General features: G+C 62.7%; 25 protein-coding genes. 15 read left to right on the top strand and 10 right to left on the bottom strand.

All coding sequences use genetic code 11. The features are described from left to right. Positions 1-3: 3 nt before the first annotated feature. Genes hemW through rph form a run of 3 tightly spaced genes read right to left on the bottom strand, consistent with a single transcriptional unit; the run spans position 4 to position 2,500 of the window. Positions 4-1,146 (bottom strand): radical SAM family heme chaperone HemW, encoded by a 1,143-nt coding sequence (gene hemW, locus ACNAOH_RS06530; RefSeq protein WP_443971946.1) that lies wholly within the window; start codon positions 1,144-1,146, stop codon positions 4-6. A 17-nt stretch (positions 1,147-1,163) separates the two neighbouring features. Then, entirely contained in the window at positions 1,164-1,787 is a 624-nt protein-coding gene (gene rdgB, locus ACNAOH_RS06525; RefSeq protein WP_443971945.1) for an RdgB/HAM1 family non-canonical purine NTP pyrophosphatase, read from the bottom strand. After that, on the bottom strand, positions 1,784-2,500 hold the full coding sequence (gene rph / locus ACNAOH_RS06520) for a ribonuclease PH (RefSeq protein ID WP_443971944.1): 717 nt from the start codon (positions 2,498-2,500) through the stop codon (positions 1,784-1,786). The genes rdgB and rph overlap by 4 nt, the downstream gene beginning before the upstream one ends. Before the next feature lie 112 nt (positions 2,501-2,612). On the opposite strand from rph, the gene ACNAOH_RS06515 reads away from it, so the two are divergent. Beyond that, on the top strand, positions 2,613-2,990 hold the full coding sequence (locus ACNAOH_RS06515; protein WP_443971943.1) for an EamA family transporter: 378 nt from the start codon (positions 2,613-2,615) through the stop codon (positions 2,988-2,990). 8 nt (positions 2,991-2,998) lie between these two features. Further along, the gene (locus ACNAOH_RS06510; protein ID WP_443971942.1) at positions 2,999-4,426 is read left to right on the top strand and encodes a UbiA family prenyltransferase; all 1,428 of its coding nucleotides are present in this window, start codon (positions 2,999-3,001) and stop codon (positions 4,424-4,426) included. Here ACNAOH_RS06510 and ACNAOH_RS06505 read toward each other — a convergent pair. Then, a complete protein-coding gene (locus tag ACNAOH_RS06505) occupies positions 4,406-5,830 on the bottom strand; it encodes a hypothetical protein (protein WP_443971941.1) in 1,425 nt (474 codons plus the stop codon). The genes ACNAOH_RS06510 and ACNAOH_RS06505 overlap by 21 nt on opposite strands. A 165-nt stretch (positions 5,831-5,995) precedes the next feature. On the opposite strand from ACNAOH_RS06505, the gene hrcA reads away from it, so the two are divergent. The 8 genes from hrcA to queE all read left to right on the top strand — a co-directional run bounded on the left by hrcA (position 5,996) and on the right by queE (position 12,737). Then, positions 5,996-7,039, top strand: a complete 1,044-nt coding sequence (hrcA, locus tag ACNAOH_RS06500; RefSeq protein WP_443971940.1) for a heat-inducible transcriptional repressor HrcA — start codon at positions 5,996-5,998, stop codon at positions 7,037-7,039. Between the two features lie 8 nt (positions 7,040-7,047). Continuing rightward, a complete protein-coding gene (gene grpE / locus ACNAOH_RS06495) occupies positions 7,048-7,599 on the top strand; it encodes a nucleotide exchange factor GrpE (protein ID WP_443971939.1) in 552 nt (183 codons plus the stop codon). A 132-nt stretch (positions 7,600-7,731) separates the two neighbouring features. After that, positions 7,732-8,928, top strand: a complete 1,197-nt coding sequence (locus ACNAOH_RS06490) for an aspartate aminotransferase family protein (protein ID WP_443971938.1) — start codon at positions 7,732-7,734, stop codon at positions 8,926-8,928. Continuing rightward, positions 8,925-9,857 (top strand): ornithine carbamoyltransferase, encoded by a 933-nt coding sequence (gene argF / locus ACNAOH_RS06485; RefSeq protein WP_443971937.1) that lies wholly within the window; start codon positions 8,925-8,927, stop codon positions 9,855-9,857. Before ACNAOH_RS06490 ends, argF begins: the two co-directional genes overlap by 4 nt. A 79-nt stretch (positions 9,858-9,936) precedes the next feature. Continuing rightward, positions 9,937-10,836 (top strand): Hsp33 family molecular chaperone HslO, encoded by a 900-nt coding sequence (hslO, locus tag ACNAOH_RS06480; RefSeq protein WP_443972065.1) that lies wholly within the window; start codon positions 9,937-9,939, stop codon positions 10,834-10,836. A gap of 94 nt (positions 10,837-10,930) precedes the next feature. Then, positions 10,931-11,347, top strand: a complete 417-nt coding sequence (locus ACNAOH_RS06475) for a DUF3617 domain-containing protein (RefSeq protein ID WP_443971936.1) — start codon at positions 10,931-10,933, stop codon at positions 11,345-11,347. A gap of 40 nt (positions 11,348-11,387) precedes the next feature. Further along, positions 11,388-12,083 carry a 7-cyano-7-deazaguanine synthase QueC gene (gene queC / locus ACNAOH_RS06470; protein ID WP_443971935.1) on the top strand — a complete coding sequence of 232 codons (696 nt, stop codon included), beginning with the start codon at positions 11,388-11,390 and terminating at the stop codon, positions 12,081-12,083. Between the two features lie 9 nt (positions 12,084-12,092). Beyond that, the gene (gene queE, locus ACNAOH_RS06465; protein ID WP_443971934.1) at positions 12,093-12,737 is read left to right on the top strand and encodes a 7-carboxy-7-deazaguanine synthase; all 645 of its coding nucleotides are present in this window, start codon (positions 12,093-12,095) and stop codon (positions 12,735-12,737) included. A 68-nt stretch (positions 12,738-12,805) separates the two neighbouring features. Here queE and ACNAOH_RS06460 read toward each other — a convergent pair whose 3' ends face one another. The 3 genes from ACNAOH_RS06460 to lipB all read right to left on the bottom strand — a co-directional run bounded on the left by ACNAOH_RS06460 (position 12,806) and on the right by lipB (position 14,609). Beyond that, a complete protein-coding gene (locus ACNAOH_RS06460; protein WP_443971933.1) occupies positions 12,806-13,513 on the bottom strand; it encodes a hypothetical protein in 708 nt (235 codons plus the stop codon). Positions 13,514-13,523: 10 nt separating this feature from the next. Next, positions 13,524-13,829 carry a hypothetical protein gene (locus ACNAOH_RS06455; RefSeq protein WP_443971932.1) on the bottom strand — a complete coding sequence of 102 codons (306 nt, stop codon included), beginning with the start codon at positions 13,827-13,829 and terminating at the stop codon, positions 13,524-13,526. A gap of 93 nt (positions 13,830-13,922) precedes the next feature. Continuing rightward, positions 13,923-14,609, bottom strand: coding sequence for a lipoyl(octanoyl) transferase LipB (lipB, locus tag ACNAOH_RS06450; RefSeq protein WP_443971931.1), 687 nt, complete (start codon positions 14,607-14,609; stop codon positions 13,923-13,925). Between the two features lie 134 nt (positions 14,610-14,743). Between lipB and ACNAOH_RS06445 the strand changes: the two genes are divergently transcribed. Then, positions 14,744-15,496, top strand: coding sequence for a hypothetical protein (locus ACNAOH_RS06445; RefSeq protein WP_443971930.1), 753 nt, complete (start codon positions 14,744-14,746; stop codon positions 15,494-15,496). Positions 15,497-15,510: 14 nt separating this feature from the next. Here the strand turns inward: ACNAOH_RS06445 and hemF are convergent, their stop codons facing one another. Beyond that, positions 15,511-16,392 carry an oxygen-dependent coproporphyrinogen oxidase gene (gene hemF, locus ACNAOH_RS06440; RefSeq protein WP_443971929.1) on the bottom strand — a complete coding sequence of 294 codons (882 nt, stop codon included), beginning with the start codon at positions 16,390-16,392 and terminating at the stop codon, positions 15,511-15,513. Then, a complete protein-coding gene (locus ACNAOH_RS06435) occupies positions 16,389-16,841 on the bottom strand; it encodes a tRNA (cytidine(34)-2'-O)-methyltransferase (protein ID WP_443971928.1) in 453 nt (150 codons plus the stop codon). The genes hemF and ACNAOH_RS06435 overlap by 4 nt, the downstream gene beginning before the upstream one ends. 327 nt (positions 16,842-17,168) lie before the next feature. Here ACNAOH_RS06435 and petA point away from each other — a divergent pair, with 327 nt between their 5' ends. The 4 genes from petA (at position 17,169) to ACNAOH_RS06415 (ending at position 20,612) form a co-directional block, all read left to right on the top strand. Further along, on the top strand, positions 17,169-17,729 hold the full coding sequence (gene petA / locus ACNAOH_RS06430) for a ubiquinol-cytochrome c reductase iron-sulfur subunit (RefSeq protein ID WP_443971927.1): 561 nt from the start codon (positions 17,169-17,171) through the stop codon (positions 17,727-17,729). Between the two features lie 11 nt (positions 17,730-17,740). Continuing rightward, the gene (locus ACNAOH_RS06425; protein ID WP_443971926.1) at positions 17,741-19,081 is read left to right on the top strand and encodes a cytochrome b; all 1,341 of its coding nucleotides are present in this window, start codon (positions 17,741-17,743) and stop codon (positions 19,079-19,081) included. An 18-nt stretch (positions 19,082-19,099) separates the two neighbouring features. Next, positions 19,100-19,936 carry a cytochrome c1 gene (locus ACNAOH_RS06420; RefSeq protein WP_443971925.1) on the top strand — a complete coding sequence of 279 codons (837 nt, stop codon included), beginning with the start codon at positions 19,100-19,102 and terminating at the stop codon, positions 19,934-19,936. 178 nt (positions 19,937-20,114) lie between these two features. Next, positions 20,115-20,612, top strand: coding sequence for a GFA family protein (locus ACNAOH_RS06415; protein WP_443971924.1), 498 nt, complete (start codon positions 20,115-20,117; stop codon positions 20,610-20,612). Positions 20,613-20,628: 16 nt separating this feature from the next. Here ACNAOH_RS06415 and ACNAOH_RS06410 read toward each other — a convergent pair whose 3' ends face one another. Then, positions 20,629-21,498, bottom strand: coding sequence for a UTP--glucose-1-phosphate uridylyltransferase (locus ACNAOH_RS06410; protein ID WP_443972064.1), 870 nt, complete (start codon positions 21,496-21,498; stop codon positions 20,629-20,631). Positions 21,499-21,506 lie beyond the last annotated feature (8 nt).

The raw sequence follows: 21,506 nt of genomic DNA, 5'->3' as shown, positions 1-21,506 counted from the left end.
ACGTCACGCGATGACGATCTCCGGCAGGATCGCGTCGAGCAGCAGCATCCCCGCGTCCGTCATGCGCAGCCTGTCTCCGTCTCGCACAAGCAGGCCATGGCCGGCGAGCCGCGCAACTGCGCCCTCGTCGATCAGCAAGGGGATGGCCAGTCCGGTGCGGCGGGAAAGCGCCGCAAGGTCGATGCCTTCGGTAAGGCGCAGGCCCATCATCAGCGCTTCCGCGCCTTGCTCGGCGGTGTCGAGCGCGCGCTCCTCCTGCAGGCCGTGTCCGTTCCGCCCGACAGCATCCATCCAGTTCTCGGGTTTCCTGTGACGGACCGTCGCGAGCGCGCCCCGTCGGCCATGCGCGCCGGGGCCAACGCCAACATAGTCCTGATAGCGCCAGTAGGCGAGGTTGTGCCGGCTTTGCGCGCCGGGCCTGGCATTGTTGGAAATCTCATAGGCAGGGATGCCTGCCTGCGCCGTCATGGCCTGCGTCAGCTCATAGAGTGTTGCGCCATGGTCCGGGTCGGCCGGTGTGAAGCCGCCTTGCCGCACATCCGTGGCAAAGCGCGTGCCGGGCTCGATGGTGAGCTGATAGAGCGAGAGATGTTCCGTGCCGAAGGCGAGGGCACGGGCCAGCTCCGCTTCCCAGTCCGCTTCGCTCTGGCCGGGACGGGTGTAAATGAGGTCGAAGGAAACCCGGGGCACGGCGGCCTGCGCGGCATCGAGCGCAGCCAGTCCCTCGGAGACATCGTGCGCACGGCCAAGGAAGCGCAGCGCCGCATCGTCGAGCGCCTGCAGGCCCAGCGAGATGCGGTTGATCCCCGCACCCGCCGCGTCGGCGAATCGCGCGGCTTCGGCGCTGTTCGGGTTCGCCTCCATGGTGATCTCGATGTCGGGCGCAAAGCTCCAGTGCTTGCCGGCGGCGTCGATCAGCGCCGCCATCGTCGCGGGCGGCATCAGCGAAGGCGTGCCGCCACCGAAGAAAATCGAACCGAGCACGCGACCCGGAGTCAGCGCGGCTTCATGGGCGAGATCGGCCAGAAGCGCGTCGCGCCACGCCGCCTGATCCACGCTCTCGCGCACATGGCTATTGAAGTCGCAATAAGGGCACTTCGAGACGCAGAACGGCCAGTGGATATAGAGCGCCAGCGGCGCGCCCATGGTCTCGGCACTCTCGCTCAGAACAGAGCCTCGACCAGCTTGGCAAAGGCCTGCGCGCGGTGACTGATCGCGTGCTTCGCCTCTGGCGCCATCTGCGCGAACGTCATCTCCTGTCCATGCGGCATGAAGACGGGATCGTAGCCGAAGCCCGCAACGCCGCGCGGGGGCCAGACGAGCGTGCCTTCCGCGCGCCCTTCGAAGCTCATGGTGAAGCCGTCCGGCCAGGCGACGCAGAGCGTGCAGACGAAGGCGGCGCTGCGATCGACGCCTGGCCCCTGTTCGGCGAGCAGGCCCTCGACCTTGCCCATCGCCATGTACCAGTCGCGGCCCTTCTCGCCCTCGAACCATTGGCGCTCCGCCCAGTCGGCGGTGTAGACGCCGGGGCGCCCACCAAGCGCGGGCACTTCCAGACCGCTGTCGTCCGCCAGCGCGGGCAGGCCGCTCATGTCCGCCGCACTCACTGCCTTGATGAGCGCATTGGCCTCGAAGCTGGTGCCGGTCTCTTCCGGCTCGGGAAGGTCGAGGTCCTTGGCCGATACCGGCGCCATGCCATGCGGGCCGAGGAGCGCGGTGATCTCCCGCACTTTGCCCGCATTGTGGCTGGCGACCACGATGCGCCCCGGCTCCAGCTTGCGTGTCACCGCCCGGTTACCTTGTTCTGTGCAGCGAAGATCTGCGCGCAGCCGATCCGGGCCAGGCGCAGCAGGCGCAGCAGCGCTTCCTCGTCGTAGGTTGCGCCTTCCGCCGTGGCCTGCACTTCCGCGATGTTGCCGTCGGAAAGGAGGACGAAATTGGCATCGGCATGAGCGTTGCTGTCCTCGATATAGTCGAGGTCGAGCACCGGCGTGCCTTCGTAGATGCCGCAGGAGATCGCGGCGACATTGGCCTTGATGGGATCAGACGCGAGCAGGCCCTGCTTCACAAGGCCGTCGATTGCGAGGCGCAAGGCGACGAATGCGCCGGAAATGCTCGCCGTGCGGGTGCCGCCGTCCGCCTGGATGACGTCGCAATCGAGCGTGATCTGGCGCTCGCCGAGCGCCTTGAGATCGACCACAGCGCGCAGCGAGCGCCCGATGAGTCGCTGGATCTCCTGCGTGCGGCCGGACTGCTTGCCCTTGGCCGCCTCGCGCGACCCGCGCGTATGTGTTGCCCGTGGCAGCATGCCATATTCGGCGGTCACCCAGCCTTCGCCCTTGCCGCGCAGAAATGGCGGCACGCGCTCCTCGACGCTTGCGGTGCAGAGCACGCGCGTATCGCCGAAGGAGACGAGGCACGAGCCCTCGGCGTGGCGGGTGAAGCCCGCTTCCATGGTGATCGGGCGCATTTGGTCGGCGGAACGGCCGGAAGGACGCATGAGATATTTCCTTAAAAGTTTGCCCTTAGCTAGGCGTGGGCCGCATGGCCAGAGCGCCGGCTGTTCAAATAAGTGGGCCATGGTTACAGATGCTGCCAGTTTGGGGATTGATGTGACGAAGACGATCGCTTCGATTATCGGGATCAGCGTGATCCTCGCCGCACTGGGCCAGGTGCTGCTCAAGGCTGGCATGTCCGTTAGGTCCGTGCAGGTCGCCGCCCAGAGCGGTACGCCCGTCCAGTTCGCGATTGCGGTCGTCACGAGTTGGCTCGTCTGGGTGGGGCTTGTGGTTTTCGGTCTGAGCGTGCTCACTTGGTTAGTAGTGCTCAGCAAGGTCGAGGTTTCGACAGCTTATCCCTTCGCTGCCCTCGGCATGGTGCTTACCGCGACGCTTGGTTATCTCGCCTTCGGAGAGAGCATGGGCATGACCAAGATCGCTGGCATCGCCTTGATTTGCATGGGCGTCATTCTGGTTGCGAGAGGCGCCTAATGTCGCACATGACTCCCCTCTGCGTCGATTGTGACGGTACGTTGGCGCGCGTGGACCTTTTTCATGAGGCGCTACTGCGTGTGCTCAAGCAACAGCCTTGGCTGATCTTTCCCATGATCGGCTGGCTGCTTGCCGGACGCGCAGCGTTCAAGGCCCGAATTGCCGCCATGGCTCCGCTTAATCCTGAGGTCGTGCCGCTGCGCGAGGAAGTGCTGGCCCAAATCGAGACGGCGAAGGCGGCCGGTCGCCCCGTCGTGCTCGCGACCGCTGCCGATCGCACTCATGCCGAGGCGCTTGCCCGCCATGTCGGCTATTTCGACGACGTGATCGCCAGCGAGGGAGCTACCAATAATGCGTCCCACGCCAAGGCGACTGCGCTGGTCGAGCGCTATGGCGAAGGTGGATTCGACTATATCGGCGATTCGAAAGCGGACCTGGCCATCTGGTCGCGAGCGCGCCGCTCGTTGTCGGTCGACAGTCGAAAGCTCAGAGGTCAAGTGAGGCGCGCGGGGCTGCAGGTGGAGGTGGTCGCTCGCAAGCCGGAGACGGCTCGCGCGCTAGCCAAGGCGATGCGTCCCCATCAATGGCTCAAGAACGGACTAGTTTTCCTGCCACCGCTGGCGGGTCACCGCTTCGAACTGGATGTGTTGGTGCAGGCGCTGCTGGCCTTCGTGGCGTTCAGCCTGTGCGCTTCGGCTGTGTATCTGCTGAACGATATGCTGGATGTCGACGCTGACCGGCGCCACAAACGCAAGCGCAATCGGCCTTTCGCGTCCGGTGCGCTGTCGATCTCCGTTGGCTTCAAGGCTGTGCCGCTTCTGCTTCTTGCGTCGCTTGCCATTGCCATATTGCTCGGCCCGCTCTTCACGGCGGTTCTGGTGGGCTATGGCATTGCCACGACGCTCTATTCCTTCAAACTCAAGCAGCAGGTGATTGTCGATGTCATCCTACTCGCTGCGCTTTATACCGTTCGCATTGCCGGCGGGGCGGCGGCAACGGGAGTGGTGCCCAGCTTCTGGTTGCTCGCCTTCTCGATGTTTATTTTCTTTAGCCTCGCGCTGGTGAAGCGTTACTCCGAGCTCCGGCCTCTCCTGACTTCAAGCGAGGGCATGCTGGCAGGGCGGGGTTATCAGGCGAGCGACCTGCCCGTGTTGATGGCGGCGGGCGTCGCCTCGGGAATGAATGCGGTTCTCGTCATCGCCTTTTACGTCGATAGCGAGACGACGCGCGCCATGTATCCGTCCACCGCTGCGATTCTGTTGGTGCCCGCACTCATTCTCTACTGGGTCGCACGTCTGTGGATGAAGACGCATCGCGGTGAAGTGCATGATGACCCGGTCGTATTTGCCGCAAAGGACTGGCAGACGCTGGTCATCAGTGCGTTCATCGGTCTGCTCTTCGCCGTCGCGGGCACCTCATGGTTCGTGGGGTTCTGATCGCCGGTCGATTATCCGCGGGCTCGCGGGCAGGATTGGGGGCGACGCGACGGCGAGGATCAGCCTTCGGTCGCCTTGCACGAAGGTCAGTTGATGCGGGCCGGTCAGCTTGCCCTGGAGTCTGCGCTTCTCCAGAATGAGCTGGACATGACGCCAACCCATGCCGCCGGCATCGAAGTAATTCTCTCCACCCAGAAACAGCGTGTCGCCGGGAGGCCCCTGGAGCCAGTCGGTCACGATCCTCGCAGCGACACGCTGGTCTTCCGTGCGATTTTCTTCCGCATTCGTCGCCATCATTTGCCAGAGATACCCGCCCAGCGCCCGGGGGCCATCATGAGTGCCGATAGACCAACTCGGCCGAGTCTCGATACGCAGGAATGGCGCTGATTTCTGAAGTGCGACCGCGAAGATAAAGGGCAGCGCCGCGCCGGCAAGCAACGCGCCGGCCACGCCGCCACTATGCCTGCCCGAAAGACGAACGAGATTGGACGCCGTCCAGGCGAAGAACGGCACGAGAAACAGAGTAAGTGGCAACAGATATTTGGGGCTGAGCATGTTCAGCAGCGGGTAGAGTGCGGGCAGGGCGGCAATCGCCCACAACGAAACGCGAAAATCGCGATGACGAGCGATCCTTTCAAATGCCAGGGTTGCTCCCGCGAACAACAATATCCAGCCCGCGGGTGCCACAGACACCACAGCGACGAGGATCTTCACTCGCCGGTCCCAGCCCGGGACGTTTGCCTTTTCGGCGATTTCAGCGACACTCATCGATTGGATACGTGCGATCTCGGACAGGTCGAGAAAACCGATGGCTGCCGCACCACCAAGGATTGCGATGACGACTACGCCCAGAAAAACGGGACGCTTCAGTGTTCCGTCCTTTTCCCAAGCGGCCATGGCGAACAGAGGGCAGACGAGCACGAAGTCGAGCCGCATCATGACGGCCAGCGCGGTCAGAAATCCCGCAAAGACGGCGCCTGCCATGCCAGTTCTTCCGCGCAGCAGCAGCAGCGCGCCAGCGCCCAACGGCATAGCGAGAATTGTCGAATTGAAGTAGAGCGAAGAGTAGAAAAGCTCTGGCTCTGCAAGGATAGCGACGAGCGCGCAGACCAGCGGAGCGGTCCCTCGCGCTTCCCGCCAGGCGACGCAACTCAGCAACGCAAGTGTGAACGCTCCACAGACGGGTGCGAGCGTGAACACCGCGTCAGGGGTGCCAAAAAGGCGCCACACAAGCGCCCCGACCTCGTAAGAGAGTGGCTGCCAAGCATAGCGGTACAGGAGCAGCATTCCGGCCTTTGCGGCGTCCAGATGCGCCATTGGCAGGATGCTGTTGAGATCATCGCCTTCATAGCCATCATTGTCAGCGAAGCGCAGTAGAAACCCGAGACTGATCGCAAATAACAAGGCAACGGATAACCACGAAGCAGTGGGGTGCCCTTGGGCGCCCGGTCTTTTTTCGATGCGCACGTTTTGCCTCCCGAATGAGAGACCTTCTTAGCGAAACTGTCCGTGTCCGGCCAGTATCGGGAGAGGTTGAGGAAAAGGTCTGGAAGCCCTAGCATTGTGAGAATGCCCGGCCCACCCATAGACCTTCTTTCGGATCGCGCGCGGGATGTTTTCCGCGTCGTCGTCGAATCCTATCTGGGCACCGGCGCGCCCGTGGGGTCGCGCACGATCAGCCGGCTCTCCGGTCTCAATCTTTCACCAGCCTCGATCCGCAATGTCATGCAGGATCTGGAGGAGGTGGGGCTCCTCGCCGCGCCGCACACTTCTGCCGGGCGGATGCCGACCGAGACGGGCCTGCGCCTGTTCGTCGACGCAATGATGCAGGTCGCGGCACCTTCGGACGATGAGCGGCGCGCGATCGAGCGGGAACTGAGCGGAGAAGGCCCCATTGAGGATGCCCTCGCAACGGCTTCCACCCTGCTGTCGGGTCTGTCCTCCTGTGCCGGTCTTGTCATGGTGCCGCGTCGCGAAGCTATCCTGCGCCAGTTCGGCTTTGCCTGGCTTTCGGATAAGCAGGCGCTCGCCGTGCTTGTCGGCGTTGACGGATCGGTAGAGAACCGGGTCGTCGATCTGCCGCCCGACACGACGCCGTCCATGCTGGCGGAGGCCGCAAATTATCTCACGGCCAATCTCGCGGGGCGCACCTTGGCGGAAGCCTATGGTCTGCTCGCGCGGGAAATCGAGGCGGGGGAGACCGCTCTGGACGAGGCATCGCGCGATCTGGTCGCCCGAGGTCTGGCTGCCTGGAGCCGCGACGGGGCGGATCGCCCTGTGCTGATCGTACGGGGGCAAGCCAACCTGATCGATGAAACCGCCGCAGGCGATCTGGAGCGGGTTCGCCAGCTCCTCGAAGAACTGGAAGGCAAAAGCGAGATCGCCCGTCTGCTCGACAGTGCGCGAACGGGCGCTGCCACGCGCATCTTCATCGGGTCGGAGAACAAGCTCTTTTCCTTGAGCGGCTCTTCGGTCATAGCCGCCCCTTATCGTGGAGCAGGTGGTCGCGTCGTCGGCGTCGTCGGCGTGATCGGCCCCACACGGTTGAACTATGCCCGCATCGTTCCCATGGTGGACTTCACGGCACAGACCCTTTCGAGACTCATGCAATGACGGATGTGATGGACGAAGAAAACAAGACGACGAACGAGCAGCTTCAGGCAGATATCGCCGAGCAGGTGACGGGCGAGCAAGTGGACGAGACGGCCGACCGTCTGGCGCAGCTTGAGAGTCAGCTTGAGGCGGCGAAGCAGGAAACGCTTTATGCCGTGGCGGATACGCAGAATGTGCGCCGCCGGTTGGAGAAGGAACTGGCTGATGCCCGCGCTTATGCAAGCACGACGTTCGCGCGGGACATGCTTTCGGTCGCTGACAATCTCTCCCGCGCCCTTCAGGCCATTCCGGCCGATCTGCGCGAGGACGAGAAGTTCAAGGGGCTGGTCGCCGGTCTCGATGCCACGGCGCGCGAGCTTGAAGGCGTGTTCCGCAAGAACGGCGTGGAGAAGTTCGTGTCCGTGGGTGAGGCACTTGATCCCAACCGGCATCAGGCGATGATCGAGCTGCCGTCGGATGCTGCTCCTGGCACCATCGTGCAAGAGATGCAGGCTGGCTATGTCATCAAGGACCGGCTGCTGCGCCCGGCACTGGTCGGTGTTGCAAAGGCACCGGAGTGATCGCGCGAAGCCTTCATTGATTCTCCGGCTCTCACCGATTATAGGCGCTTTATGAAAGTGGCGGCCCACAGGGTCGCCATTTTCCGTTTTGGGCGAATGTCCGCCTGCATATTGGAGAAAAGGAGCAGTTCGATGTCTACACCTGCGCTCATGCCCGTCTACCCGCGGTGCGATGTGCGTCCGGTGCGAGGCGAGGGCTGCTATCTGATCGGCGAGCGCGGTGAGCGCTATCTGGATTTTGCGGCCGGTATTGCGGTCAACGCGCTTGGTCATGGTCATCCGCATCTGACGAAGGCGATCGCGGAGCAGGCCGCGACGCTGATGCACGTCTCCAATCTCTACGGTTCGCCACAGGGCGAAGCGCTGGCCCAGCGTATCGTGGACAATTGTTTTGCAGACACAGTGTTTTTCACAAACAGCGGCGTCGAGGCGATCGAATGCGCGATCAAGACAGCGCGGCGCTATCATTATGCGAACGGCAATCCGCAGCGGCATAAGCTCATCACCTTCCGCAATGCCTTTCATGGCCGCTCGCTCGGCGCGATCAGCGCAACCGACCAGCCCAAGATGCGCGACGGCTTTGAGCCGCTGCTGCCCGGCTTCGACTATGTGAAGTTCAACGATCTGGAGGGTGCGCTCGCCGCGATCGACGACGAGACCGCCGGTTTCCTCGTGGAGACGGTGCAGGGCGAGGGCGGCATGACTGCGGGAACGCCGGAGTTCATCCAGGGGCTGCGCAAGGCGTGCGACGAGCGTGGCCTGCTGCTCATTCTGGACGAGATCCAGTGCGGCTACGGACGCACTGGCAAGTTCTTCGCCTATGAGCATTATGGCATCACGCCGGACATCATGACCGTGGCCAAGGGGATTGGCGGCGGTTTTCCGCTCGGCGCCTGCCTTGCCACGGAAGAGGCGGCGAAGGGCATGGTCTTTGGGACGCACGGCTCCACCTATGGCGGAAATCCGCTTGGAATGGCGGCGGGTCAGGCGATCCTCGACGTGATGCTGGAACCCCACTTCTTCGACGGAGTGGCGCGCATGGGCGAACGGCTGCGCGGCGCTCTCGAGCAGCTTATCCCCAATCACGATCATCTCTTTGAAGAGATTCGCGGCAAGGGGCTGATGCTTGGCATCAAGCTCAAAGAGCCTGCTGTAGCGCGCGACTTCGTGGCGCATCTGCGCGATGAGCATGGCCTGCTCACGGTCGCTGCCGGAGAAAATGTCGTCCGGCTGCTGCCGCCACTCGTCATCGAGGAAAGCCATGTCGCGGAGGCAATCGAGAAGCTGAGTGCGGGGGCGGCGAGTTACGCGCTGTCGAACGCTGCATGACCCGGCATTTCATCAGCCTGTCGGATGCCGGAGGAGATGGCGTTGCCGCCATCCTTGCCGACGCGATCGATCGCAAGGCGGCGCGCGCCCATCTGCCGAAAGGCACGATGGATGCGGATGCGCCTCTCGCCGGCCGGACGCTCGCCATGATCTTCGAGAAGAACTCCACGCGGACCCGCGTGTCCTTCGACATGGCGATCCGGCAGCTCGGCGGCACGGCGCTGGTGCTGGAAGGCGGCACCTCGCAGATCGGCCGGGGGGAGACGATTGCGGATACCGCGCGCGTGCTCAGCCGCATGGTGGACGCGATCATGATTCGTACCGACGATCACGCTAAGATCGAGGAGATGGCGCGCCACGCCACCGTGCCGGTCATCAACGGTCTTACAGACTTGTCGCATCCCTGCCAGATCGTTGCGGACCTGCAGACTGTCCTGGAGAGCGGGCTTGCCTTGCCGGGTAGCCAATGGGCGTGGCTGGGAGACGGCAATAATGTGCTGCACTCGATCATCGAGGCGGCGGGCCTGTTCAAGTTCGACGTCCGTGTGGCCGTACCCGAGGGATATGAGCCCGACCCGCGTTTCGGCGACGAAGCGCAAGCCCGTGGTGCGCGTATCACCCTCACCCGCGATGCGGTCGAAGCGGTTTCCGGTGCGGATGTCATCGTTACCGATACGTGGATCAGCATGGGCCAGGACCATGCCGAGGCGAAGCTGGCGGCGATGATGCCTTATCAGGTGAATGACGCGCTCATGGCTGCTGCGAAAGCCGACGCGCGCTTTCTCCACTGCCTGCCCGCGCATCGCGGCGAAGAAGTGACGGACACAGTGATCGACGGGCCGCGCTCGCTGGTCTGGGACGAGGCGGAGAACCGCCTGCACGCCCAGAAGGCTGTGCTGCGCTGGTGCTTCGGCCAGTTGGGAGAGTAAGTCGGCGCGGCTGTTGTCTCTTTGACGCAGTCTTGGACTTTGCAACCTGTCCACCTATTTAGACGCGGTGACTCATCCGATTTCTTCCGCCGCCGTTGACACTGCCCTCGGCTTTACCGTCGCCGCGCACCATGTGCGCGGCCGCCTCGTCCGCCTGTCCGCGACGCTGGACGACGTGCTCTCGGCTCATGCGTATCCCCCAGCGATTGAGCGGCTGGTCGCGGAAGCGCTTGTGCTGGCGGCGTTACTCGGCTCCACTCTCAAGGACGAGGGCGGGCAGCTTACCTTGCAGGCTCAGACCGATAACGGCGTCGTGTCGCTTCTCGTTGCGGACTACAAGGATGGCGCTGTGCGTGGCTATGCGAAGTTCGACGCTGACCGGCTGGTTGAGCTGGGGGACGATCCGTCGCTCTTCGGGCTGTTCGGCAAAGGGTTCCTGGCCATCACGTTCGACATGGCAGCGACCGGCGAGCGCTATCAGGGCATCGTGCCCCTTGAGGGCGATTCGCTAGGGCAAGCCGCTGAATATTATTTCGCCCAGTCCGAGCAGATCCCGAGCCTGATCCAGATCGCAACTCGCCACGACGCCGGCGAGGGTTGCGTGGCCGCGGGGCTGCTGCTCCAGCATTTGCCGGAAGGCGAGGTGGGGCGAGAGCGACTGCATGTCCGCCATGATGAGCCGGAGTGGCAGTCCGCGCGTGTGCTCGCGAGCACATTGTCGGATGGCGAGCTGGTGGACCTCAACCTTCCCCTGGACGATATCGCATGGCGCCTCTTCCACGACGAAGGGGAGATCCGAGCGACGGCGCCACATCAAATCGTGAAGGGATGCCGCTGCAACATCGATCATATTCGCGATGTTTTGGGCCGCTTCGGCATGGCCGATCGGGAAGAAATGGCGGACGAGAGCGGTGTGATCTCTGTGGACTGCGCCTTCTGCTCGCGACTGTTCGCCGTCCCTGTCACGGAACTCGCCTGAGGCTCTCGAGCCTTGTGGGACTCCAGAGCTTGGTGCGGGCGGAAAACATGGTTGATGCCCTTCTTTGGCCATCAACAGTTCCTATGTTGTAACGATGCGTTACAATCTCCCTCTCGCAGCCCTTTTCACAGCCATACCGATCACCGCCGGCGCGGAGCCTGCGGCGCCACAGCTTGCTGCGCTTCAAGCCTTGCAGCCAGGCGAATGGGAGCTGCGCTCGCGCAACCCTTCGGATGCGGCGATTCGTTTGTGCGCAGCAGATTTGCGTCAGCTGCTGCAGCCGCGCCATTCCGGGCAATCCTGTCCGCATTTCGTCGTTGAAAATGCCGCTCGACGTGCCGTCGTCACTTATGAATGCGCGGGAAGCGGGCAGGGGCGGACGAGTTTGCGGGTCGAGACAGCGCGGCTCGTACAGATCGATTCGCAGGGGATCGCGAGCGGCCTGCCTTTCGCGCTCGTCATGGAGGGCCGCCGGGTCGGCGATTGCAAGTCGCAGGTCGCCGGCCGATAGCTCTCTTGGCTCTTACCCGTATAATCGACTAAAGCGCGGCATGAACAGTCTCTCAGACAGCCGTGCCGTGGTGCTACTCTCCGGTGGCTTGGATTCGATGGTCGCCGGCGGGCTTGCGCGCGAAGCCGGGCATGATGTGGTCGCGCTCAGCATCGATTATGGTCAGCGACACCGGCGTGAGCTGGAGGCGGCGCGGGCGATCGGCGCAATGTTGGGTGTCTCGCGCCACATTGTTCTGCCGCTCGACCTTACGGTGTTCGGTGGCTCGGCCCTGACCGACGCGATCGAGGTGCCCAAGAGCGGTGTGGATGAGAGTGGCATCCCGGTCACTTATGTGCCCGCGCGCAATACCATATTCCTCTCACTGACCTTGGGGCTGGCGGAGGTCACGAAGGCCCGCCACATCTATATCGGTGTCAACGCGCTCGATTATTCGGGTTATCCGGACTGCCGCCCAGAGTTCATCGCAGCGTTCCAGACCATGGCGAATCTCGCCACTAAAGCCGGCGTTGAGGGACGCGGCGTGACCATCGAAGCGCCGCTCCAGCATATGACAAAGGCAGACATCGCTCGCGAGGCGGACCGGCTGGGGCTGGATGCCGGGTTGAGCTGGTCCTGCTATGATCCAACTGCGGACGGGCTGCACTGCGGCCTTTGCGACAGCTGTCGGCTTCGTGCCAAGGGCTATGCTGAGGCCGGTCTACCGGACCCGACGCGCTATGCCGTCTCACCCTAAACCTGCACCATGAGCTATGCCGTGAAGGAGATGTTCCTGACTTTGCAGGGGGAAGGCGTGCAGGCCGGTCGCAGAGCAGTGTTTCTGCGCTTCGCCGGCTGCAATCTCTGGTCCGGCCGCGAGCAGGACAGGGCGGACGCGATTTGCCGTTTCTGCGACACGGACTTCGTCGGTACGGACGGCGAGAATGGCGGTCGTTTCGTCGATGCAGCAGCGCTCGCGGACGCTGTCCTTGCTTTATGGGGCGAAGCCGACGCGAAAGAGCGCTTCGTCGTGATCACGGGCGGGGAGCCGATGCTGCAGCTCGACGATGCGCTCGTCGATGCGCTGCATGCGCGCGGTCTGATGATCGCCGTGGAAAGCAACGGAACCTTGAAGGCTACCGCAGGTGTCGACTGGCTGTGCATCAGTCCCAAGGCCGGCAGCGCTGTCGTGCAGACCAGTGGCGATGAACTGAAGCTGGTCTGGCCGCAAGAGGGTGTCGATCTCGACGAGTTGGAAGCGTGGGATTTCCCCAACCGTTTGGTCCAGCCCATGGATCTGGGAGATTCCGCAGCGAATGCGACAGCGGAAGCGGCGGCTATCAGCCTCGTCATGGACCGGCCGTCCTGGCGGCTGACACTCCAGTCCCATAAGCTGCTCGGACTGAAGTGATCGGGCCGGTCTGCTGCCTCGTGACAGCAGACCGGCAACGAAGATTTCAGTCCGCACTCTTCAGGGCATCAGCCGGCCTGCGGAGGCCACTGATTGAGGCACTTCTTCTGCAGTTTGCCCTTCTTCCAGCAGTCCTTGGCGAGGGGCGGAAGCGTCGCCACATATCCGTGCAGAGGATTGGTGAAATATTGCTCGCCCGCAGGCGTCAGCGCTTTCTTGAGTTCGCCCATCCGCTTTGCAGCGACGGCATGAAGCTGGCCGCGCGGCGCGAAAATGGCGTCGCGCCCAACTGATCCCGCGACTTGGCAGAATGTGTATTGCGCCCTGACCGTCGAGAAACCGGAATAGGTCTTGGTGCCGTACTGATCGAACTGCTTCTGCCCCGCAACCTTACCACCCGTGCGAGTGAAATACTGGGCGACCGTCTTGAAGGCATCTGCCAGCTCGTCGTCATGCTGCGCAAGCATCGCGTTATAATTGCCGGTCGTCAGCAGGGTTGGCTCGAAATCGCACTGCAGCGCAGCGACATTGAGCGCCGAGCGAAGCTGCCAGACGAGTCCGGCCTGGAGTTCGGCGGGCGTGGCACCCGGCATGTTGACGCCCACATTCGGCTCCGCGCCAGTGATCGGGGGCGTGGAGAGATCGGCGGGTTTCCAGAAGAACTGGGCGGATGCAGGCGAGCCTGTCGCGACAAGGAACATCGCGGCGGCAAGCGCCTTCGTGACTAGCCGGCCCGCCGTCGCGCGACGGCTGGGAACGATGATATCCTTCGTCATTATTTCATCCTCATTCGACGGGGACCGTCTCTGCATCCTGCTCTGCTTCGTCGTCCGCTTCACGCGTTTTGCGGCGGGCTGAGGCCGGAGCCGTGCTTCCAGCCGCGTTGTTTGCCAGCGCTGTACCATCGACCTGGACTGCGTCCAGATCCGTCATCGCGTCGCTTATTGTTCCGTCCACGGCCTCCATGTCGCGCATTTCGACCTTCTTCGTGGGACTTTCCTCGGATTTTCCGCAGCTTGCCAGAGCGATGGCGCTCAGCGCGACACAGAGCATTGGCGCTGTGATCGGACGTCTTTTCGCGCTCGTGCGCATTGGGTTCTCCACCGGTGCCATGATCGCTAAGGGTTACGATCTATTATGAAGGTGGCCCGTGCGCGGGCACACTAGTGGCGAGAGCCGCGTCTCTCAAGTCCCGGCGCACGAACCTTGTAAAGCGCCAAGAAACGATGGAAAATGGCGCGAAAGAGCGGCGTCCAGTGTCGCCATGTCAGACGACATGCCGAGGGCCGCGAGGCTGGTAACGCCAAATTCGCTGATCCCGCACGGCACGATCCCGCCGAAATGGGAGAGATCGGGTGCGACGTTGATCGAGAGGCCATGGAGCGTCACCCAGCGCTTCACACGCACGCCGATCGCGCCGATCTTTGCTTCCAGGCCGGTGCGCGTGTCGGTCCAGATGCCGATCCGGCCTTCAGCCCGGCGCGCGGATACGCCAATGTCGCCCAGCGCGGCGATCATCCACCCTTCGAGTGCATGGACGAAACAGCGTATGTCCCGGCCGCGCCTGTCGAGATCGAGGTTGAGATATACCACGCGCTGCCCCGGCCCGTGATAGGTGTACTGGCCGCCGCGCCCTGCCGCGTAGACAGGAAAGCGCGGATCGAGCATGTCGGCTTCGCGCGCGCTCGTGCCGGCCGTGTAGAGCGGCGGATGCTCGATGAGCCAGACGCGCTCAGTTGCCTCACCCAGTCTGATGGCGTCGGCACGCTTCGTCATCTCGTCCAGAGCGAACGCGTAATCGACAAGGCCGCTGTCGGTTCGCCATTCTATAGGCGCGATCGGATCGTCGAGGATAAGAGCGGGAGAGGACATGCCCGCCAGATGCGACCGATTGGGTCTGGGGGCAAGGCCCGGCACTTCAATGCCAGCACGAAAAGCCCGCGAGGGGTGGCCCCACGACAAGAATTTGCTAGGGGCGCGGTAAACAGGGAGCAGCCCGGACTATCATGATGAAACTCGATCTCAGTGCTGTTCTGGCGCAGGCCATCGCGATAGGAAAAGCGAACACTGCGCTGATCCTTCCGCTCGCGGGTATGTTCCTGCTGCTTCCCGGTATCGTTGCTGACCAATTCCTCACAGCGCCCATCGCGCTCGATCCTGCGGCGACCTCGCAGCAACTGATGGAGCGTTTCAGCCTCTTCGCGCAGCAGAACTGGGCGCCTCTTCTGGCGCGAGGCATCGTAACAAGCTTTGGTTCGCTCGCGATCCTGGCACTGGTGTTGCGCGCCGAGCGGCCCACCGTGGCGGAGGCGATGAAGCACGCCATTCAGGTGCTGCCCATCTTCATCGTTGCGAATCTCATTCAGTCGCTGATCGTCGTGAGCGGGTTCATGCTCTTCATCGTGCCAGGCTTTTATTTCATAGGGCGGCTCTTGCTGGTGAGTGCGGTCGCCGCCAACGAGGGCGCGCGCAATCCCCTTAGCCCGCTGACGCGAAGCGCGGCGCTGACGCATGGCAATGGCTGGCGCGCGTTCCTGCTCGTTACCGTCATCTTCGTTGTTGGGATGATCGCCGCAGTGGTCACGACGTCGGTTACGGGCATATTCTTCTCGCTGGCCTTGCCGGCTGAAGTGGCCGGATTGGGCCAGATGCTCATCGGAGGCCTGGTCGAGACGGCGCTGGCCGTGGCGATTATCCTGGCCTCGGCTGCGCTCTATCTCGCGCTGTCCGAAAAACCGGCACCGCGCTGGCCTGGCTAAATAGCGAGCTCGGCCTATTCCCAACTGGCGAGTGGTGGCAGGCTCATCAGGATCGCGCCGATATTCCCGCCGGTCTTGAGACCGAAGAGCGTGCCGCGGTCGTAAACCAGGTTGAATTCCGCATAGCGTCCACGCCAAGCGAGTTGTGTCGCCTTGTCCTCCGCCGTGAAGGGCATAGCCATGCGCCGCCGCACGAGTCGCGGGAAAATCTCCAGAAACGCTTCGCCCACGGCCCGCGTGAACGCGAAGTCCTTGTCCCAGCCGTCTTCCAGATGGTCGTAGAATATGCCGCCAACGCCGCGATGCACGTTGCGATGGGGAATGAAGAAATACTCGTCTGCCCAGGCTTTGAAGCGGGGGTAATGTTCCGGACTGTGCGCGTCGCACGCGGTTTTCAGCGCGGCATGAAAGTCGGCCGTGTCCTCTTCGTAGGGAATTGGCGGATTAAGGTCCGCGCCACCGCCGAACCATCTTTTGGTTGTGACCAGGAAGCGCGTGTTCATGTGGACGGCCGGCACATGGGGATTAGCCATGTGGGCCACGAGGCTGATTCCGGTGGCGAAGAAACCTGGATTGTCCTCGCCCGCGCCGTGAATCGTCTTTGCGAAATCGGGAGAGAAGGCGCCGCCGACGGTGGAGACATTGACCCCTACCTTCTCGAAGACCGTGCCTTTCATTAGCCCGCGCACGCCGCCGCCTGCGCCGCCCTGCTCGATCGGCCCGGCAAGCAGTCCGTCGCCTTCACGCCACCAGGGTGCATAGTCGAAGGACGCGTCGCTGCCCGCTTCCCGCTCGATCGCTTCGAAAGCCGCGCAGATGCGATCTCGCAGACTCTCGAACCAGTCCCGCGCGGCCTGCTGTTGGGAATCGAGCGCCGATACGCTTTGTGCGGTCATTCCGGTAACTGTCCCGTTTGTCTGAGTGCTTCGCCGAGCGCGATGCCCGTGGCGACGGCGAGATTCAAGGAGCGAAAGCCCGCCGCCATCGGGATGCGTATCCGCATTGCGGCCTTTTCATGCACATCATCCGGCAGGCCGGCGCTTTCGCGACCCATGAGGAGTACGTCGTCGGGCTGGAACCTGGCCTCATAGAGCGGCAGCTCGCCTTTGCTGGTAAGCGCGACGATCCGGGCGGGGGAGATCGCTTCCCTGAACTGCTCGAAATCGGCGTGGCGCGTGATGGAGGCGGCGGGGCCGTAATCCATCGCGGCGCGCTGAAGATCTCTGGCCGTCGCCGGAAAGCCGCAGGGCATCACGATGTCCACGGGCACGCACCAGCACGCCGCGAGGCGCAGAATCGTCCCGACATTCCCTGCAATGTCGGGCTGAAAGAGGGCAATCCGCATTGGCCGCGCATAGAGGCAAGGGGCGGTGCTCGACAAGTTGTGCAGCCCGCTTGCTCGCCTCCTGAGGCCCCGCGCTACAAAAATGCGGTTGAGGGAGCCAAATTGGCAGTTGGCAAATGGCGATCAAGAACGCTATCAGGCCCGCGAACGTGCCGGGGGGCTCCTGGCGCGCGGACCGTCGCATCGGCGGCGACACCGGCCTGGTCCCGGATGAGAGAGGATCAGTCGGCTGTCGTTCGGTTCCGCGCAAGGAGCTTGGTACGAGACAGGGACGCTGCTTTTCCGGTGCCACCGGAGAAGCGAGAACCGGATAACAAGGGCGAACGCATGGCGAGCGACGAACAAGTGATCGACGGAGCTGAAGGAGATGGCGTGCGTCGCCGCGACTTCATCAATATCGCGGCGGTGAGCTTTGCCGGCGTTGGTGCGGTGGCAGTGGCCCTGCCGCTAATCAACCAGATGAATCCGTCGGCAGACGTGCTCGCGCAGGCGACCACCGAGGTCGATCTCTCCGCAATCCAGGAAGGCCAGTCGATCAAGACCGTCTTCCGCTCGCAGCCTCTCTTCGTCCGGCACCTCACGGCCAAGGAGATCCAGGAGGCGGATGCCGTCGACGCTGCCAGCCTGCGCGACCCGCAGACGCTGGAAGAGCGCACGGTCGACGGCAAGAAGCAGTGGCTCGTCACGATGGGCGTATGCACCCATCTGGGATGTGTGCCGCTCGGCGCCGGCGAGGGGGAGAACAAGGGCGAGTTCGGCGGTTATTTCTGCCCGTGCCACGGTTCCTCTTATGATACCGCCGCCCGTATTCGTAAGGGCCCGGCCCCCAAGAACCTGGAAGTGCCAGCGTATAGCTACACTTCCGATACCGCAATTCTCGTGGGCTGAGGACGTAGACGATGAGCTTTCCCTGGGCAGAGCATTACACGCCGAAGCACCCGCTGATGAAGTGGGTTGACGAGAAGCTGCCGCTTCCGCGTCTGGTCTATAACGCTGTCGGTGCCGGCTATCCGGTTCCGCGCAATCTAAACTATTTCTGGAACTTCGGCGTTCTTGCCGGTGCGGCGCTCGCCATCCAGATCATCACCGGCATCGTCCTTGCCATGCATTATGCCGCGAACGGCGGTGTGGCGTTCGATTCGGTCGAGCACATCATGCGCGACGTCAACGCTGGCTGGATGTTGCGCTATGCGCATGCCAACGGCGCGAGCTTTTTCTTCATCGTGGTCTATCTCCACATTTTCCGCGGCTTGTTCTACTCGAGCTACAAGGCTCCGCGCGAAATGGTGTGGCTGCTCGGCATCGTCATCTTCCTGCTGATGATGGCGACCGCTTTCATGGGCTATGTGCTCCCCTGGGGACAGATGAGCTACTGGGGTGCCAAGGTCATCACTGGGCTGTTCGGTGCTATTCCGGTCGTCGGCGAGCCGATTCAGACCTGGCTGCTTGGCGGTTTCGCGCCGGGCAATGCCGCGCTTAATCGCTTCTTCTCGCTGCACTATCTGCTGCCGTTCGTGATCGCGGGCGTCATCATCCTGCACATCTGGGCCTTGCACATTCCCGGTTCGTCGAACCCGACGGGCGTGGAAGTGAAGGGTCCGCAGGACACCGTGCCGTTCCACCCTTATTATACGGCGAAGGACGGTTTCGGCCTCGGCGTGTTCCTGGTGCTCTTCGCCATCGTGCTGTTCTTCGCACCCAACTATATGGGCCATCCGGACAACTACATCCCGGCGAACCCGATGAGCACGCCGGCGCACATCGTCCCCGAATGGTATTTCTGGCCGTTCTACGCGATCCTGCGCGCCTTCACCTATGATCTCACCATTCCCTTTACGGGTATCGTGCTGGTCCCGGCGAAGCTGCTCGGCGTGCTCGCGATGTTCGCATCGATCCTGCTGCTGTTCTTCCTGCCCTGGATCGACACGTCGCCGGTTCGTTCGGGCAACTACCGCCCGCTGTTCAAGAAGTTCTTCTGGCTGCTCGTCATTGACGTGCTGATCCTGGGCTTCTGCGGTGGTGCGCCAGCCGAAGAGCCGTATGTCATGATCTCGCAGATCGCAGCGGCTTATTATTTCGCACACTTCCTCATCATCTTGCCGATCATTGCCTCGATCGAGCGGCCCCTGCCGCTTCCGGGTTCGATCACCGAGGCAGTGCTGGCGAAGAGCAAGTTCAAGGGCGAGCAGGACGCGCTGCCGGGTATGGCCAGCGACACCCAGCCGACCGGCGTCGCCTGACAAGGGGGAAGAAGGAAAATGGTTCGCTTGTTCGCAGGCCTTGTCGGCCTCTTCTTCTCAGGCATGTTGCTGCTGAGCTTTCTGTTCGGTGCCATCTCCTATGTCAGCGAGCCGCCGGCTGCGACGGCGGAGCACGAGTTCCATGAGCACCCGAAGAAGGTGGCATGGAGCTTCAATGGCCCGCTGGGTCATTATGACCGGCAGCAGCTTCAGCGCGGCTTCAAGGTGTATTCGGAAGTCTGCTCGGCCTGCCACTCGCTGCGGCTGGTGGCGTTCCGCGACCTCAAGGATCTTGGCTATAATGATGCCGAGCTCAAGGCGATCGCTAAGGCGCGTCAGGTGCCGGACATCGATCCGGCTACTGGTGAACCAACGACGCGTGACGGCATGCCGGCCGATCACTTCCCGCTGGTCTATCCCAATGATGTGGCAGCCCGTGCGGCCAACAACAATGCGATCCCGCCAGATCTCTCTCTCATTACCAAGGCGCGGCACGATGGCAGCAACTATGTCCATTCGCTGCTGACGGGATATAAGGAGCAGCCTGCGGAACTCCTCAAGCAGTTCCCGGACGCCAAGACGCCGGAGGGGTTGCACTACAACCCCTATTTCGCAAACCTCAATCTCGCGATGGCGCCGCCGCTCTCTGCGGATGATCAGGTCACCTACACGGATGGCACGAAGGCCACCGTCGATCAGATGGCTCAGGATGTCTCGGCGTTCCTGACCTGGACGGCGGAGCCGAAGATGGAGGCACGCAAGGCCACTGGCCGTGCAGTGGTCTTCTTCCTGCTGATCGCTACGATCCTTGCCTACATGGCGTACCAGAATATCTGGGCCAACAAGGAGCATTGATCGGCGCGACACGCGCACTCGATCGAATAAGTTTGAGGGGCGGGCCTCGCGGGGCTCGCCCTTTTTCATGGCGGTTGGAACAATATTCCTTGTCATTCCCCGGGAACGTTGGCGCGACGGGCTTGTTTGAGGGTCATGTCCGCCGCTATCGTGGCACCATGCGTGAAGGGGTTCGTCCATGCCTGTTCATCTTGAGGGGTCGTGCCACTGCGGAGCCATTGGCTTCTCGCTCGCTAGTCAGGCACCCGTACCTTATCAGCGTTGCTATTGCTCGATTTGCCGCAAGCAGCAGGGCGGCGGCGGATTTGCGATCAATCTCGGCGGACTTGCCAAAACGCTGGAGATTGAAGGCGCAAAGAATCTGGGCGTTTATCGCGCGGCGATCTGGAACGACGCGCACGATCATTGCGAGGTCTCAACTGGCGAGCGCAACTTCTGCACCCAATGTGGTGCCGCGTTATGGCTCTACGATCCCGAATGGCCGGACCTTGTTCATCCCTTTGCGAGCGCAATAGACAGTCCACTACAGGTGCCGCCCTCAAGCGTGCATCTCATGCTGCGTTACAAGGCGGCTTGGGTCACGCCCCAGATCGGGCCGCAAGACAGCATGTTTGACGTCTATCCCGAGCAATCACTCGAGGAGTGGCACAAGGCGCATGATCTCTGGGTCGAGTAACGTGCGCCTCACCACCTCAGTTCGTCAGGAGATCATTTGCCCAGGCTTTGAGGGCGGGCCCCATATCCTTGTCACGGCTGGCCAGCGCGAAGTTTGCCTGTGCAAAGCCCAGCTTCGAACCGCAGTCGAACCGCTCTCCATCGAAGGTGACGCCATGGAAAGGCTGGGAGCCAATGAGCTTTGCCATCGAATCGGTGAGCTGTACCTCCCCGCCCGCGCCGGCTTCCTGCGTGGCGAGGAGGCTCATCACTTCGGGCTGAAGAATATAGCGACCCGGGAGCATCAGATTCGAGGGGGCAGTGCCCGCAGCCGGCTTTTCGACCAGACCCTTCACCTCGGTTAGCACGCCGTCCCGTGCGCCCGGATCGATAACGCCGTAGCTCGGTGTTTCTTCCATTGGCACCCCAAGCGCGCAGACCAGATTGCCGCCGACTTTCTCATATTGATCGACCATCTGCGCCATACAGCCCTTGGTGCGGCCGATCAGCAATTCGTCCGGCAGGATGATCGCAAAGGGATCGTTGCCGATAACTTCGCGCGCGCACCAAATGGCATGGCCCAGCCCGCGTGGCTCCTGCTGCCGCACGAAAAGCGCGTTGCCCGGCGTCAGGCGCGTGCCTTCCAGAGCCGCCACGGACTTGCCGCGATCGGCCTGCGTGCGCTCCAGTTCGAACGCCACATCGAAATGATCCTCGATTGCGCCCTTACCCCGACCGGTGACGAAGATGAGCGTATCGATGCCTGCCTCGAGCGCTTCGTCGACGGCATATTGGATGAGCGGGCGATCAACGACCGGCAGCATCTCCTTGGGCACGGCCTTGGTAGCGGGTAGAAAGCGGGTGCCAAGTCCGGCGACGGGAAAGACGGCTTTGCGGATGCTCACGATGATCTCCG

This window comes from Sphingobium sp. CR28, from assembly GCF_052327305.1.
Lineage (GTDB): Bacteria > Pseudomonadota > Alphaproteobacteria > Sphingomonadales > Sphingomonadaceae > Sphingobium.
Note: the sequence above shows the minus strand (reverse complement) of the source record. Positions and strands in the feature narration are given on the sequence as shown.